The sequence below is a fragment of the Xanthomarina sp. F1114 genome (assembly GCF_026410255.1).
Lineage (GTDB): Bacteria > Bacteroidota > Bacteroidia > Flavobacteriales > Flavobacteriaceae > Xanthomarina.
This window is the reverse complement of sequence record NZ_JAPMLL010000016.1, coordinates 16,990-32,072: the sequence shown is the minus strand read 5'-3', so window position 1 is coordinate 32,072 and position 15,083 is coordinate 16,990. Positions and strand designations below refer to the sequence as shown.

15 protein-coding genes are annotated in these 15,083 nt (G+C 33.5%); all 15 read right to left on the bottom strand.

Features of this window, described 5'->3' with window-relative positions; genetic code table 11:
• Positions 1 to 65: 65 nt before the first annotated feature.
• Positions 66 to 1,220 carry a LegC family aminotransferase gene (locus OS188_RS13015; protein ID WP_267149288.1) on the bottom strand — a complete coding sequence of 385 codons (1,155 nt, stop codon included), beginning with the start codon at positions 1,218 to 1,220 and terminating at the stop codon, positions 66 to 68.
• Between the two features lie 60 nt (positions 1,221 to 1,280).
• Complete coding sequence (locus tag OS188_RS13010) at positions 1,281 to 2,006, bottom strand: sugar transferase (protein WP_267149287.1); 726 nt, start codon at positions 2,004 to 2,006, stop codon at positions 1,281 to 1,283.
• Between the two features lie 54 nt (positions 2,007 to 2,060).
• Positions 2,061 to 2,735: an acetyltransferase gene (locus OS188_RS13005; RefSeq protein WP_267149286.1), complete on the bottom strand. Its 675-nt coding sequence runs from the start codon at positions 2,733 to 2,735 to the stop codon at positions 2,061 to 2,063.
• A gap of 15 nt (positions 2,736 to 2,750) precedes the next feature.
• The gene (locus OS188_RS13000) at positions 2,751 to 3,503 is read right to left on the bottom strand and encodes an SDR family NAD(P)-dependent oxidoreductase (RefSeq protein WP_267149285.1); all 753 of its coding nucleotides are present in this window, start codon (positions 3,501 to 3,503) and stop codon (positions 2,751 to 2,753) included.
• Positions 3,500 to 4,561 carry a 3-oxoacyl-ACP synthase III family protein gene (locus OS188_RS12995; RefSeq protein ID WP_267149284.1) on the bottom strand — a complete coding sequence of 354 codons (1,062 nt, stop codon included), beginning with the start codon at positions 4,559 to 4,561 and terminating at the stop codon, positions 3,500 to 3,502. Before OS188_RS12995 ends, OS188_RS13000 begins: the two co-directional genes overlap by 4 nt.
• A gap of 3 nt (positions 4,562 to 4,564) precedes the next feature.
• Complete coding sequence (locus OS188_RS12990) at positions 4,565 to 4,792, bottom strand: acyl carrier protein (RefSeq protein WP_267149283.1); 228 nt, start codon at positions 4,790 to 4,792, stop codon at positions 4,565 to 4,567.
• Positions 4,793 to 5,091: 299 nt separating this feature from the next.
• A complete protein-coding gene (locus OS188_RS12985; protein ID WP_267149282.1) occupies positions 5,092 to 5,736 on the bottom strand; it encodes an acetyltransferase in 645 nt (214 codons plus the stop codon).
• 74 nt (positions 5,737 to 5,810) lie between these two features.
• Complete coding sequence (locus OS188_RS12980) at positions 5,811 to 6,935, bottom strand: glycosyltransferase family 4 protein (RefSeq protein ID WP_267149281.1); 1,125 nt, start codon at positions 6,933 to 6,935, stop codon at positions 5,811 to 5,813.
• The gene (locus OS188_RS12975; RefSeq protein ID WP_267149280.1) at positions 6,928 to 8,283 is read right to left on the bottom strand and encodes a polysaccharide pyruvyl transferase family protein; all 1,356 of its coding nucleotides are present in this window, start codon (positions 8,281 to 8,283) and stop codon (positions 6,928 to 6,930) included. The genes OS188_RS12980 and OS188_RS12975 overlap by 8 nt, the downstream gene beginning before the upstream one ends.
• Positions 8,273 to 9,433: a glycosyltransferase gene (locus tag OS188_RS12970; RefSeq protein WP_267149279.1), complete on the bottom strand. Its 1,161-nt coding sequence runs from the start codon at positions 9,431 to 9,433 to the stop codon at positions 8,273 to 8,275. The genes OS188_RS12975 and OS188_RS12970 overlap by 11 nt, the downstream gene beginning before the upstream one ends.
• A gap of 9 nt (positions 9,434 to 9,442) precedes the next feature.
• On the bottom strand, positions 9,443 to 10,540 hold the full coding sequence (locus OS188_RS12965) for a glycosyltransferase (protein ID WP_267149278.1): 1,098 nt from the start codon (positions 10,538 to 10,540) through the stop codon (positions 9,443 to 9,445).
• Positions 10,533 to 11,555: a hypothetical protein gene (locus OS188_RS12960; protein ID WP_267149277.1), complete on the bottom strand. Its 1,023-nt coding sequence runs from the start codon at positions 11,553 to 11,555 to the stop codon at positions 10,533 to 10,535. The genes OS188_RS12965 and OS188_RS12960 overlap by 8 nt, the downstream gene beginning before the upstream one ends.
• A gap of 115 nt (positions 11,556 to 11,670) precedes the next feature.
• Positions 11,671 to 12,777, bottom strand: coding sequence for a polysaccharide deacetylase family protein (locus OS188_RS12955; protein ID WP_267149276.1), 1,107 nt, complete (start codon positions 12,775 to 12,777; stop codon positions 11,671 to 11,673).
• 48 nt (positions 12,778 to 12,825) lie between these two features.
• A complete protein-coding gene (locus OS188_RS12950; protein ID WP_267149275.1) occupies positions 12,826 to 14,037 on the bottom strand; it encodes an EpsG family protein in 1,212 nt (403 codons plus the stop codon).
• Entirely contained in the window at positions 14,030 to 15,082 is a 1,053-nt protein-coding gene (locus OS188_RS12945; RefSeq protein WP_267149274.1) for a polysialyltransferase family glycosyltransferase, read from the bottom strand. Before OS188_RS12945 ends, OS188_RS12950 begins: the two co-directional genes overlap by 8 nt.
• Between the last annotated feature and the right edge of the window lies 1 nt (position 15,083).

Below are 15,083 nucleotides of genomic sequence, written 5' to 3'. Positions count from 1 at the left end.
CTAACCCTAGACCTTAGACCCTAGAGGGGTGCAAAAAAAAAATCAACTAGCTATAAGAATCTATTTTAACGTACTAAAGTGTAAAATTTTTTAATTGTCTTCACTACCGTTTCCATTTGCTCTGGTGTTATACCTGCAGAACTTGGGATACTGATACTGTTTTGATAAACTGAAGCGGAAACATCTTTTTTTGTAATATAGATATCATTTTTAAACATTTCTAACTGATTCATTGGCATCCAAAATGGACGGGATTGTACCCCGTTGTCATTTAAATAGGCTAACAGCTCACGCATCCGCGAGGTACTAAAGGTGAATAACCAACCATTGGGGTTTGCTCCTTCTGGAATGGCTTGGAATTGAATATCGCCTACCTCATTTAAATGCTCCCGATAATAGGCGTCCATGGCTTTTTTAGCTTTTAAAATACCGGGGAACTGTTCCATTTGTGCCACGCCAATCGCTGCAAGTACATTCACCAAACGGTAATTAAAACCAATTTCATCATGAATATAATCCATCGCACTCACTTTGGCCTGTGTGGTTAAGTGTCGTGCTTTTTTGGCAAGTTCTTCATCATCGGTCACAATTACTCCACCCCCACCCGTAGAGATAATTTTATTCCCATTAAAACTAAAAACGCCTATTTTTCCAAAGGTTCCGGCATGCTTCCCGTTAAATGTACTGCCTAAGGCTTCCGTACTATCTTCAATAATATCGAGATGGTAGGTTTTAGCAATGGCCAACATCCGATTCATATCACCTATATTTCCTAGAACGTGAACGGGCATGATGGCGCGTACCCGTTTGTTGGTAGAGGTATCAAAACTGAAATTACCAGCCTCTGTAGATCGTATTTCGGTTTGGTTGCTCAAATAATGCTCTAAAAGGTCTAAATCCATTTGCCAATTAGTAGGGTCCACATCTATGAGGATGGGTTGTGCACCCGTATATTTTATGGCATTTAAGGTAGCAATAAAGGTAATATTTGGCGCAATAACATGATCGTTTTCCGTTACACCCAATAAAATTTGTGCCATATGAAGTCCAGCCGTACCATTCATACAAGCCACGCCATATTTAGCACCTGCGTATTTAGCAACCATCTCTTCAAATTGGTTGACATAACTTCCGGCCGAAGAAATCCAGCCCGTGTTTAAACAGTCTTGGACATACTTCCATTCGTTACCATTTAGTTTTGGAATTGATAAAGGAATCATAACTTTATTTTATTTAATACGTTTTCTGAATTTTAAAATAGTTCTGCTTTCTCTAGAAACTTACAGTTTAGCTATACCTGCTACCGTTAAAGTTTCTGGTTTAGCTGGCAGGTCTTTTAAACTTTTAAATACTCGTTGAGAATCCTTATTTACTAAAGACCAAAATGTTAAGAATAGTATTTTAAGATCTACGGATATAGAGCAATTGTGGTAGTACCACTTTTCGAGTTCACCTTTGTAGGGGTAAATATAGTTTTTGTAATAATCTGAAGGATTTTTACCGAGCTCTTTGTAGGTGGTCACTAATAACTCTTCATCCCTAAACACTAAAGATCCAATGCCTGTAATACCGGGTCTATTTTTAAAAATAACCGCTTGCACCTCGGGTGCATATTTTTGAAAGTTCCTAGGTAAATTTGGTCTGGGCCCCACTAATGCCATATCCCCTTTGATGACATTTATTATTTGTGGCAGTTCATTGATTTTTGTGATACGCAAGAGCTTACCGACTTTGGTAATTCTCGGATCATTTCTGACTGTCAATGCTTTGTGCCCCATATTGGCGCTATCTTTTAGCATGGTCGCAAATTTGTAAATAAAGAAAGGTTTATTATTTAAGCCCATACGCTCTTGCAGATAGAAGATTTCACCTTCGCCAGTAAATTTAAGAACAACCATAATGATTATAAAAAGAGGTGAGATAAGGAGTATTCCTATAGCTGCCACCGACATGTCGAAAACCCGTTTTATTAAACTATATAGTGAAGACGAGAAATTAGTTTTCATTTAGAGCTAGTGCGTTATTAAAAAAAACTGTATAATAATAAGTTTGTTTCTCAATCAATCCTGAGATCGTTTTTCAATAAATTCCTTCCGAACTACCAACTTTTCTTTAAATCTAAAAAACACGGTCTCGTCATCCTTAACATTATTTGTCACTGCCATCCCTGCCATAATTTTATTATTATTCCCCACTTCAATTTCAGGAATTAAACAAGCGTTGGTGCCGAGTAAATTATTATCTCCAATCTTGGAGAACCCTCCCAAAACCACTTGCGGACTTAAGAAGTTATTATCTCCTATTTTTGAATCGTGGCCAATAGTGCATCGTGAGTTAATAACATTACATGCGCCAATTTCGGCTTTGGGACCTATAGAAACATTATGCGATATGACTGTACCTTCACCAATAATGGCTGATTTTGAAATTAACGCCGTAGGGTGGATAACCCCAATAAACTTAGCTCCTTTTACTTTATACTCTTGAAATACTTTAGTTCTAATCTCTAAGTTCCCTATCCCCATGATATAACTCATATTTGGATTTACAATATGATCGTCAATAGTTCCTAAAAACTCATATTGGTAAGCATAATGATCATAATGAGACTTCGTATTATCAATTAGCCCTTTAACATTAAATTTTGGTGTTGGGGAATGCTTATTTATATAATCGATATAGTCAGTGAGCTCTGCAGCATGAGAGCCACAACCAACAATTATTATATTTTCCATAGGGTTTGATTTATATTATTTTGCAGAATAACCACCATCAATAACAATTTCGGTTCCTGTAACCCATTTTGATGCGTCTGACAATAAATACACACAACTGTAGGCGATATCTTCAGGATTACCAAAACCTAGTGGGTATTGTGCCAATGTTTCAGCGTGTAGCGTCTCATTTTTCTTATACGTGGCGTTTGCTGTCATTGGGGTGTTTACAATGCCAGGAGCAATACTATTTACTCTAACATTCCTTGAAGCGTATTCTATAGCTAATGATTTTGCTCCAGCACTAACAGCGCCTTTACTCATGGCATACATTGTTTTAGCTTTTTCGCCCACGCTTGCCATAATCGAACTTATAAAAATGATGCTTGCCCCTTGTTTATTTAATTTGGTCAATACCAGTTTGGTTAAATAAAATGCGGTTTGAACATTTACTTTTAAAATAGTATCGAGTTGCGTTGGTTTAAATAATTTAAATGGATAGGTGGACGTTATTCCAGCAGCATGTACAATGCCTTCAATACTGTTGACCTCCTTTAAAAAGACAGGAATTTCCTTTTCTAAGGATTCAAAATCTGTTAAATCTATTGTCAAGGTCCGGTGGTCGTTGGCGGACAGTTTTTTTAAGGTACCTAATAAGCGTTCCTCATTGCGCCCTAATATTAGTAACCTAGCACCTAATTGATCGCAGGCTATAGCCGTAGCTTCGCCAATACCAGAAGATGCCCCTGTAATTAAAACGGTTTTACCTTTTAGTGTGAATGGGTTCATGACACCTCAACAATTTCAGAAATTTTCAAATCCTGTGTAGGAATACATGCAGTAGCCCAAGACATGCCTACGCCAAACCCACATAATAATAAATTTTTATCGCCTGCCGTTTTATCTTTCAATTGATCTACCATAGTAATTGGGATAGATACTGAGGAGGTATTACCGTATTTAGCAATAGTCGTAGGTACCTTATCCACGTCCAGTTTTAATTTTTTTATAAGATAATCATTCATAAACTTATTCGCCTGATGAAAGATATAATAATCAAAATCGTCCAATTTGGCATCCGCAAACTTTAAGGTTTGTTTAATATTTCTAGGAATCTCCCGCAATACAAAATTAAACACATCGGCACCATTCATATAACCATGCTCATCGGTTCTAATATTACCATGCTCATCAACCACTTTTTCCTTAAGACTTTCTGAGGTGCTTCTATTTCTATAACCACCAGCATCAATTTTTATTAGATTCTGCAAGGATCCATCCGAGTTTAATGAAAAAAATGAGTCTCCAATATTAGTGTCTTTTTCTATAATGGCTGCAACACCAGCATCTCCAAAAATAAAACCTGTTTTCCGGTCTTTTGGATGGTACACTTTAGAGCGTGTTTCCCCATCTAGTAATAATACTTTACGAATCCCTGGTTGTTGTGCATATCCATAGGCTACAGACAATCCATAAACAAACCCGGAACATCCAAGACTAATGTCAAAAGCCGCTGTTGATTTGGATAAGCCTAATCGGTTTTGTAAAATGATTGAAGTGGCAGGCATCCTATAATCGGGCGTTTGAGATACAAAAAGCAACACATCAATCTCTGACTTGTCAATTTCCATATCCGCAATGAGCTTCTCGGCCGCTGCATAGCATAAATCAGAAGCTGTTGTGCTTTCAGTTGCAAAACGCCGTTCTTCTACTCCGGTTTTGTCAACAATATCATTAACAGCCTCTTTATCAAAATGCTCAGTGTACGCTCTGTTTTTAATGGTTTGAGCAGGTACAGCACCTGCCATCCCAGTGATATGTATTCCACTAAACTTTAACTCAGCCATTTTTTAAGATTTTTTTGCTTCCAAAGCATTATATAAGTCCTCTATAGTCTCGAACGAATTGAACTCATCGTCCGAAAGTTGCAAGTCAAAATGCTCATCTATTAGTGCAATTAATGACAACTTACCCAACGAGTCCCAAGTGTCAAACCTATCAAAGCTATCGTTCATGGTCACTGTTTCACCTTCTAGATCCAAGGCTTCTTTTACGATGGTTATTAACTGTTCTTTCATATTTTAAGCTATTTATATTTTAATTGATACTGCCTCTATTTAAGTTACACTGGTCTATATCGTACATGTTTATAATGAGCGCTATAATTTATGTGCTTCAGCAACTTCAAACGACGTATTCAGCGATGCAAAAGTACTTCAAAAACCAGTAATTAAAGAGAGATTTATCAATAATCAAGTATGGTATTATGACGTTCTAATAAATCTTTATAAAAACGTGGTTTAAAGGCTATAGTATTCACGACATCTTTGTTTAAGTATTAGAGTGTTATTTTTCATCCTCAATGCGATGGATGTGGCTACTTTTTCTTATGCAGTTTTCCTGGAACTCCTACTATTACACAATCATCAGCCACATCTCTAGTAATTATAGAACCGGCTCCTATGGTATTATTATTCCCCACACTCACCCCTGGAATTGTAGCACTATTGACGCCAAACATATTATGATTGCCCAGCGATGTATTACCGGACAACGAGACTTGCGGTGAAATAAAGTTATATTCACCCATGATGGTATCATGACCTATAGTACAGCGTGAATTAAGAATATTAAAGTCTCCAACAACTGCCATTGGCCCCACGGAGGCATTGTGGGAAATAAGTACGCCTGTTCCAATCTTACAAGATTCAGCGATAAGGGCAGTAGGGTGAATAAATGTTAGAAATGTTGCGCCATCTTCTCTAAACTGAGCTACTAATTTTTCTTTGTAGCTCATATTTCCGAAGCAGAACATATACTCTACCTCTACACTTACCTTATGATTTTCAGCAGTCCCTAAGTAGGGTTCAGGGTATTTGTATTTTTTATGTAACCTATCATTTTCATCCAAGAAACCTAAAATCTCCATAGGTTCATCTGGTTTATTACGATTGTGGTAGCTGATATATTCTCTTACCTCAGCAGCATGTCCACCCGTTCCGATTAAAATAACTTTTTTCATGATTATTTTTTAAATGGTGCATTTTAAAATTTCATTTAACAATGTAGAAGTGTATTTTGAAGTAATATTTAAGATCAGTTAGGTAATAATTTTTTATATATTTCAGACATTTGTATAATACAATTGTCTAATATATAATCTTGAGATTTAATCCTAGCTGATTCACTCATCTTATCATATAAATTCTTATCACTATACAATTTAAGAAGGCAATCCTTAAAACCCACAAAATCGCCATACTCGAAAAGAAGACCATTTACCTCATGTTCTATTAAATCGATATGTCCGCGAATCTTGGTCGCTACTACAGGTTTACCCATATAGAGCTGTTCTGCAACATTCATAGGCAAACCTTCTTGACCACTAACTGAAATGCCGACATCAATCATTTTTATCAGTTCTCCCATATCTGTTCTAAATCCCAATACATGAACAGTATCAGAAATATTCTTATCCTTAACCAGTTGTTTGAATACTTCAAGGTTTTTTCCTCTCCCTGCGAATAATATTTTAATATTTGGCATTGCCTCTTTTAATTCTATAGCATGATTTACAACAAATTCATGATTCTTTCTTTCTATGAACTCTGCAATATAAAGTAATAAGAAGTCCGTGCTTTTATAATTATTTTTAGATCTAAGTTCACTGATCGTTTCATTAATATTATCTAATCTTCCCGTATTAATTCCAACACCAGAAGTTAAAAAGGAATGCTCATTTCTAAATTTTTTCTTATCCATCAGGTTATAATCCTCCTGATTAATGGTAATAATGCCATCCGTATATGTAGACAAATATTTTTCCACTGGGTAAAATAAGAGCCAGTTTTTTAATGAAGAGCCTTTATAAAAATGAAAACCGTGGGCTGTATAAAGCACCTTTAAACCTTTCTTTCTGAATCCTTTTGCTGCCAATCTAGCTACTACAGACCCCATCGCGGTATGACAATGAATAAGGCTATAGTTTTCTCGATCAATAATAGTGCGCAACTCTTTAATTGCTTTGACATTATCTAAAGAAAATGGATTTCTGTTAATAGGAATATCAAATTGTTTGTCTGCCTCTTCAACACGGGTTACACCATCATTTGCTGCGACATGGACCTCATGACCTTTTGATTTTAAATATTCGATATAAGGAATATGGAACGCTCTAAAATGTTTATGAATTGTAGCTACAAAAAGAATTTTATTATTCATTTAAAGCAATTTTAAGATTCGTTAACATGGACATCCTTTCATTTTCTAAAAATGAATGATACTTAGTTATCTTATCAATGTACTGTGTTCTCTCTGATTCTATTGCTAAAATCATTTCGGACATATTATTAGAATTCACTTTTTCTATCCCAATTACAAAGTTTGCTAAATCCATATCCTGCATGATCCCATAGCTTTTATTCCCTCCATAAGCTATAGCCACACAAGGAATCTTTTCATTAAGTGCGAAAATGACTGAATGAAATCTGGTACCAATTAAAATATCATAATTCGCATATATTTTCTGGATATCTTGGGCATTTAGAGAGAAATCCTCAATATAAGTAATATTTTCTCTTATATCTTGATCAATTATTGAAAGCACTTCCTTAAGCGCTAGGGTGTCATTCTCATGATTACTGGGACCAAGAGTATGTGCCATAAAAGTAAACTTATAACCTCTTTGAACTTGTTCTTTAACCAATTGACTTATTTCCGTTAAATAGTCGTGGTAAAGTTTATCTGGATTTTTAAAACCATCAAATCGATAAGGCCTAAGAGTCAACAAGATGTTTTTATCTGTCGTATTAATTCCCTTTCCAAGGAGATAAAGAATTGCATCAAAAGAAGAAGATTTTAGAAAAAAGCCCAAATCCGGATACTTAAATGCCTGAATCCCTAATTGTTCTTTCACAAAATTAAAGGAGACTTCTTCCCTAACGGAAACAAATGCAGACCGTTTCAACACTCTCTTGACAAGGTATTTTGCCAATCCATTCTTTAAAGGCCCAATGGAATTAGGTAGTACCACCGTTTTTACATTATAGCGATGCGCTAACATCAAGTCGAAAAGAAAAAAATACATAACATAAGGATCCTGTAATTTACCATAACTATGTAAAAACCCTCCACCTTTAACGACCAATGCATCCAAGGTTGGAATAATATCCAACGATTTCTTTTGTTCTTCATTCAAGGAAGCTCGACCCAATTTATTCAAAAATCCAACTCGAGAAGTAAGTAAAAGAGTATTAAACAAATCAAATATCGCTACAAACCCCCATTTGATATAAGTTAATTTGGAGTAGTTCACTTCTTTTGACGCATGAGTTCGACTTTGGGCTTTTACTCTAGGATGAAGAAGTATACGTGTGATAAAATTATAACCCCTTGATTGGGTTTGGGCTTTTTGTAAGTTTTTTTCCTCTTGGGTAGCTCCTGACTCATAAAGATAGACTTCGGGATTTGGATAGATATCTTCAAATAATCTAATAGATTCCCAAACTAACGCTTGGTCTCCTCTGTTTAAGTCCGTATTACCAGGGACTACAAGTATTCTATTTTTCATTAATGGATGCTAAAAATTTATTGTAAAAATCATGTCTCTTTTTTTCTAAAACTTCAAATCTATAATCCTTAGCTTTTTCGAAGTTAAGCTTACTCTGCTCCATAAGATTACTTTTATCAAGGAGATATTTAATTTTCAGAACTAAGTCATTCACATTCTTTGATTCAAAAATAACACGCTCATCTAACAACTCTGGCATTCCACCAGCATCTGAACTAATACAAGCACAACCCCTACTCATAGCCTCAATTAACGCCCTAGGCAAGCCTTCAGTCTCACTAGGTTGAATATATAAATCAGTAGAATCCAAGACTCTAAAAACTTCGTCGTGCGGAAGCTTACCTGTAAAATTAACCATCTTAGTGAGTCCCAATTTTTTTACCAAATCTAGTAAGTTTCTTTTATCACCACCTCCTATAATATTATAATTAACGTCATACCCTTCACTTATCAAAGTTGCCATTCCCTTTAATACATATTTGTGCCCCTTGTAATCAAGATTAACTACTCCCAGTGTCGTGAGTTCTATTTTTTTATTAAAATCAAAAACGCGATAACTAATTTCTTTTAAGTTTTTAGTTGGAATGTTTCTTAAAACGACATTAGATATATTCGTAGAATGATATTTTGTAGGGTACCTATTTTGCAAAAAATATTTTGTGACATATATAACATAAGGAGCATCTGACACTAATCGTTTTAATTTGTTTTTGGAAAAAGGTGCATAAAGTCGACCCAAGAAACTATGATGTGACAAAGCGTCCCATGGGCATGCTACTACTTCTACAATATATGGTTTATTAATTTTTTTGGCATATTTTAAGGCAACAGAGCCTATTGTACTAGGTAACCTAACAACAATAATATCTGCGGAATCTACTTGATTGATAATTTCCGTTTTACTTTTAAAATAATTCTTCAATAATCCAGGTCGATTAAAAGGTATTATTGAATTTATATGAAGTCCATAATCATTTAAATTAATTAATGTAAGTTGATCAGTAATGGGAACAACACGCATTACAAATTCAACTTTATCTCCAAGATATTTATATCTAGCAAACATATCAATATCTGCAGCTGTACCGTACTGATTACCTTTTTTATCTCGCCATCTTGGACCGTCGTGAATAAATAAAGTTTTCTTCATGAAATAGCGTTATAGGTTTTCTTTGAAAATTTTTAACTGCACCCTACCATCAAAATTTCGAATAGCCCAGTTATCGTATATAAAATTTTGTTTATTTTCTTTCACATAAATTATTTTGGAAGTCGTAGAAACTGCATCATTTAAATCAATCAGACAATCGAGCCTATCGGGTGGCAAACATTCAATAATAGGTGGGATATTAGACGTAACTATTGGTAGTCCTGTTACCATGGCTTCTATTAAAGCATTTGGCTGACCTTCGGTAAGTGATGGAAAAAAAAACATATCAAAAGAATAAAGATATTCCGGAATATTATTCTTGTAACCCAAAATCCTGACATTATCTTCAATTCCTAACTTAACTATATAAGGCAACAATTTATCTGTATCATTTCCAATTAATACAAAATATAAATCACTATCCTCAGTAATTAATTTAGAAGCAACATCTAATAAGAAATAATGATTTTTTGCATGAGCAAATCGTCCCGTATGTCCAATTATAAATTTATCCTTTGGCAAGTTTAAAATTTCTCTTAGTTCGTTCTTATTTTTTACATTAATATTAGAGAAATCTCTAAGATCAACACCGTTTTTTATGACTTTAAATTTAGCATTATTAGAGTATTCGTACGGAAAGAAAAATTTAAGACCTGAAAGTGAATTCGAAAAAATGTCAGTACTATATTTGTAGACCAATCTATTAAGAAAATTAGTATATGCCAATCTAAATGCCGATTTTTTAAAATGATGACTACTTTGTCGATAAAAAGCTATTCTTTTCCTTGTCCCAACCAACTTACTGAGCCATATGGGCAAACCAGCAAAATTTGCATTAAAATCGCAAATCGTATCAAAATTCTCTTTTTTAAAAAATTGATAATACCAAATAATTGATCGAATATTGAAATACCCTAAAGGTTTAAAAAGTATATTAGCACCTGTAGCTTTATAAGCTTCATATAGCTCTCCCTTACTGTTATTTCTCACTAGAACAGTAATGCCCAATTCATTTTCTTGATATTTGAGAAAACGAAGTACATAAGTCTCTATTCCACCCGATTTTACAGAAGGTATTAAAAAGCAAACTTTTTTCTTATTATCCATTAACATATAAATTATCCGCTAATTGATTAGAGGTTTTAAATTTTACATCTGGCCATTTTCTAAGAATCTCTGTCAACAGCTTGTCTAACATAATTAGATTTTGATCTCTATTATCTGGGTTAATAGCACCTATAAAATTGAGACGGTGACTAGCTATTATTGCAGGCTTTTTAAACAAGAATGCAATCTCCATATCTCTTAAACAGTTTTTTACATTATTCGCTGATGCGTTCATTTGAGAGGGTTCAAATACGCAGTTTCTAACCATGTAAACCTGTCCTAAATCATTACGTTTACCGGTATAGGCAGGATATAAATCAAGGTCAGTGCTGCTCTCAATTGGAATTTTCTGGTATTTCATTCCTTGAAAACCTATTACTCCCTTCTCTTTTAGAGTGGTGTGCAACTTGGGAGACCACGTATAATTATTTGCAATAAATGTTGTAGACTTATAGTTAAAAATGCTTTCAAACAGATCAAGTCCTTCTCTTATCGTATTTTTATAATAATCTATAGACTCATTTTCTGCTGAACCATATGCCGCTTGAATATTAATAATATTTTTATCGTATAATTCTTTAGGTACTCCCCAAAAGCCCATGTCAAAAGCATCAATTAGAACTTGTTCTTTACCTCTTAATAATTCTAACCATAATGGCACATTTAAGTGTTCTCTACCGTGAAATTGGGGTATAAATACTTTCTTTTCTATGCCATCTTTCCATAATTCGAATACATTTTGATGTGGATAGTATTCGTTAAGCGTAGTTGTAAAAGGTTTATAACTATAATTCTTAAAATCACTATCTCTAATCTCATCGAAATCAGGATTAGCAACTACGGTATTTGCTGTAATCATTGGATGGTTACCATCTTTATCTTTATACTTACTTAAAACAGAAAATAATTTTATAAGGTCTTCAGAGTTTGCTATCGTATCAAATTGACAATACGGATTGTGATTGATGTTATATCCCTTTTTCTGGAAAGCATTTCTTACTGTTCGATTAGGCATTCTTATTCCTCCCCAATCATCACTTTCAATTATTACTATATGTTCATTAGTACGCCATCCTTTGGAATTAGTTAATGCTCTGCTGAGAGAGCTTTTAAGATTACTGAACATTATGTTATTGGCGTTTAGTTATAATATCCCCAAGTTCAGACGAAGTCATAAACTCAACGTTTGGCCATTTTTTGACTATTGATTTAAGTAATTCATTTAAGAGCTTCAAACTATCATCTCTATTTGACTCACTTAACCCACCTATATAATTTACCCTATGAGAACTAATGATAGCTGGTTTTTTCCATTTAAAGGCAAGCTCTATTTCCGAAAGACAACCATGAATTTCATTTCTGTTCGAGCCAGAGGGTTCGAAGAACGCGTTGCGAGTTATATAGTTTTGATTATGTCCATTTCGTTTTCCTAAATATCTAAAATGCTTCTTGGACTGACCCTGGCCTATTGGTTCACTCTGTATTTTTGGAGAAGAAATATATTGAATGCCTCCATCAGCCGCAACTTTTTCAAGTTGATTATTTAGCGGCCCATTGGGTGGAACGAAAAATCGTGCTTTATGACCATGTAATTCTTCAAAAAATCTTAATCCATCTTTGATGATTCGCTTTTGCTCTTCAAGATCAGAAAATAACTCTAAATCAAACGCAGCCTGAAACCCTATACCTTCTTTTCTATTATAACCCCAAATGCCTTGGTCAAAGGCTAATAATGCTTCCTTATCTTCTGCTTGTAGAGCTCGCAGCCAAGCACATACATTTAAGTGTTCACGACCATGAAATTCAGGCACAAAAATATTAGAGTTATAACCTTCCTGCCAAAGTTTTTGCGTACAGTCCATATTATATCTCTCTAAAGTTTTAAAGAAAGATTCATAATAATACTTCTGAAAATTACTTTCCTTAATTTTGTCAAAATCAGGATTTGCTGTAAGACTCAGAGCCGTTATTTTTGCGCTGTGATTATTTTTATCCTTAACACTATTTAAGGTTTCAAATAGAAAAGATAAATCTTTATTAGAAGCTAAGGTGTCATATTTGTTATATCTGGCACCTGCTCCTTTTTCTATATTAACTCCTGCTTTAAGAAGTTTGTTATAAGCTAATTTAGAGGACATCCTTATGCTTCCCCAATCGTCAGATTCTATGACAACAATTTTTCTGTTGGTGCGCCAACCAGGCAAATTGGAGAGATTTTTGATTATATTTTTTAACATTGTTTAAATAATGATTAGGTAATTATATATTTTCAGCCTCATAGGTTATCATAATAATTCAAATAATTTTATAGGATAATTCGATAAATAGAAATCTGGACTTATAAAATTTTTTGCCATGATAAAGGATAAGATGTTTGCAAATATTATTAGTGGAACGCTTATGAACAGTAAGGATCGAAATTTAAGAGAATTATAGCTCATTTTTTGAATATAATAAGCATAAGCCGCAATCACCATAAAACCACTAATATTGTAAAACCGTTCTCCTTGAGAAATATTCAACATTAAACTAGTTATAGATAAACAAGCAATACTTACATTAAATAGGTCTAAGGATTCTTTATCCTCCTTTAACTTTTTACGATTTATAAATAAAAAAAGTAATAGTAAAGGAATACCAATAGTATTGGCCCATTTTTTAGAATCTCTTGATATTCTATAATTAAAATTTCCTGATTCATAGCCTCCTGCATATCGGTCTTCCAAACGTTCCCTACCAGCTTCAGATCCATAAGACCTAAACTTATCATCTAATATATTATCTGAATCAACCAAACCACTTTCAACTTTATTGACAAGAAAAGATTGCGATAGCGATGTCGAAACAACTAGCAATAGAATGTAGAATAATGTCCTTTGTTTAAAGATAGCATAGAAAAAAGGAACAAGTAAAGCAGGTATTAATCCAATATGAAATAATGGCGCTAAGCAAATAAGAATATAGTATTTTCTCTTATTATGGTTACTAAAAATAATTTTTAATAAAAAGTACAAGAAATATATCCCTCCCATATAGAAGGCATAATTGAAAATGGTTAATATTGAATAAAAAGAAGCAAAGGCTATAAAACCAACTAAAACTGGAAGTTTAGATTTAGATGAGATATTTATACGCAATAAATTGATAGCATTAACTAAAAAGTAACCAAAAACACCAAATAAAAAAGCGAAATAAATATGATGATTGTCAAAGATCGAAAAAATGATGGCCGAGAAATCATTGAAAAACTTTCCAATCTGAAGGTTTAAGAATAAATCCAAAATATAATCCAATTTATTATTGGAAGCCTCATAATACTGAGAGGCATATCGTTCTAAGTCTCCAGTATCATCCGCGGTATATCCTAAAAACGTAAAAGAAGCTACCAACAAATTTCTTCCAAATCTGCAATCAAAATTTCTTAAACCAATGAATATGGCAGAAATAGGCCATATAAGGTACAAAATAATAGAAAATCCTTTGGTTTGATTATTCACTTGGAAATTTCATTGATTTAGGGGTTTCCACAATATCAATATGAGGCAATATAGTAAGCTCCATTTGATCTACAGCCTTAGCATCACAATTTTTATAGATAGGCAAATTAAAATAATAATTACAAGATGGGTTATGTGTAATCAAAGCAGTCGACCAGCCGCTGAAAATTATAGAGTTTTTAACTTCCAAGATATATATTTCAGCTGGAAGTTTTGAATCTATCAATATCAATTGATCTATTTTTTTATAGAGTGCTTTTGTTTCCTCGGGAGTGCCTGGGTGTAGCTTTAAATAAATAGTTTTGTTAAAATGAATAATTAAGTCCTTCAAAAAAGACATTTCCCTACTAACCAATTTTTCAGTCCAAAATGGTTGATTTAAGTATAAGATTTTATGCTCTTTTCCATCTAAAGGATTATCTTCTAATTTAAAATATGATTTGAGAGAATCAATTACTTCCAAAGTAAATGGATTAATTTCTTTTAATTCGGCGGTTGTTTTGTTTCTTTTACTATTAAAAATTTCAACATTTGTTAGCCAAACTTCATCAATAAAACTACTTGACCCATATCTGTAATAATCCGACTTAAATAATTTAGTAGTAGATAAGCGATCTTTATATAATTTTTTATGATCAGTAATAGTATCCTTAATCATAGAAAGAAACTCATGTTTTTTATTAAACACGCCATAAGGTTTATAACCATCAGGTCCTAAGCTGATGATGGTATTATGTTTCTTTTTCAATCCATACGCTAAGAATCGATTATAAATAGAGTTTTCTTGAAAAAAAAAGAATCTGTAACAAGTCTTTAATGCCAAAATTTCTTTAACTAATACAGAAGGTTCCTTTTCAATATGAACTTTGACAAAAATATTATTTTTTAAAGCAGGATCAATTACATTTTCAAAGCGATTACCACGCTTGGTTATATGAATATAATTTTCGTACAGATCTTCATTAAATAAACCAAGAGCAATATTCAAACTTTGAATAAAGTGGTATTCTGTATGCGCTATAAATATGTTGACCTTTTTTTCCATA

What these genes read in the sequence shown, in the direction of transcription:
- OS188_RS13015 (WP_267149288.1), bottom strand. Translation starts at nt 1,220, where the DNA reads ATGATTCCTTTATCAATTCCAAAACTAAATGGTAACGAATGGAAGTAT.
- OS188_RS13010 (WP_267149287.1), bottom strand. Translation starts at nt 2,006, where the DNA reads ATGAAAACTAATTTCTCGTCTTCACTATATAGTTTAATAAAACGGGTT.
- OS188_RS13005 (WP_267149286.1), bottom strand. Translation starts at nt 2,735, where the DNA reads ATGGAAAATATAATAATTGTTGGTTGTGGCTCTCATGCTGCAGAGCTC.
- OS188_RS13000 (WP_267149285.1), bottom strand. Translation starts at nt 3,503, where the DNA reads ATGAACCCATTCACACTAAAAGGTAAAACCGTTTTAATTACAGGGGCA.
- OS188_RS12995 (WP_267149284.1), bottom strand. Translation starts at nt 4,561, where the DNA reads ATGGCTGAGTTAAAGTTTAGTGGAATACATATCACTGGGATGGCAGGT.
- OS188_RS12990 (WP_267149283.1), bottom strand. Translation starts at nt 4,792, where the DNA reads ATGAAAGAACAGTTAATAACCATCGTAAAAGAAGCCTTGGATCTAGAA.
- OS188_RS12985 (WP_267149282.1), bottom strand. Translation starts at nt 5,736, where the DNA reads ATGAAAAAAGTTATTTTAATCGGAACGGGTGGACATGCTGCTGAGGTA.
- OS188_RS12980 (WP_267149281.1), bottom strand. Translation starts at nt 6,935, where the DNA reads ATGAATAATAAAATTCTTTTTGTAGCTACAATTCATAAACATTTTAGA.
- OS188_RS12975 (WP_267149280.1), bottom strand. Translation starts at nt 8,283, where the DNA reads ATGAAAAATAGAATACTTGTAGTCCCTGGTAATACGGACTTAAACAGA.
- OS188_RS12970 (WP_267149279.1), bottom strand. Translation starts at nt 9,433, where the DNA reads ATGAAGAAAACTTTATTTATTCACGACGGTCCAAGATGGCGAGATAAA.
- OS188_RS12965 (WP_267149278.1), bottom strand. Translation starts at nt 10,540, where the DNA reads ATGGATAATAAGAAAAAAGTTTGCTTTTTAATACCTTCTGTAAAATCG.
- OS188_RS12960 (WP_267149277.1), bottom strand. Translation starts at nt 11,555, where the DNA reads ATGCCTAATCGAACAGTAAGAAATGCTTTCCAGAAAAAGGGATATAAC.
- OS188_RS12955 (WP_267149276.1), bottom strand. Translation starts at nt 12,777, where the DNA reads ATGTTAAAAAATATAATCAAAAATCTCTCCAATTTGCCTGGTTGGCGC.
- OS188_RS12945 (WP_267149274.1), bottom strand. Translation starts at nt 15,082, where the DNA reads ATGGAAAAAAAGGTCAACATATTTATAGCGCATACAGAATACCACTTT.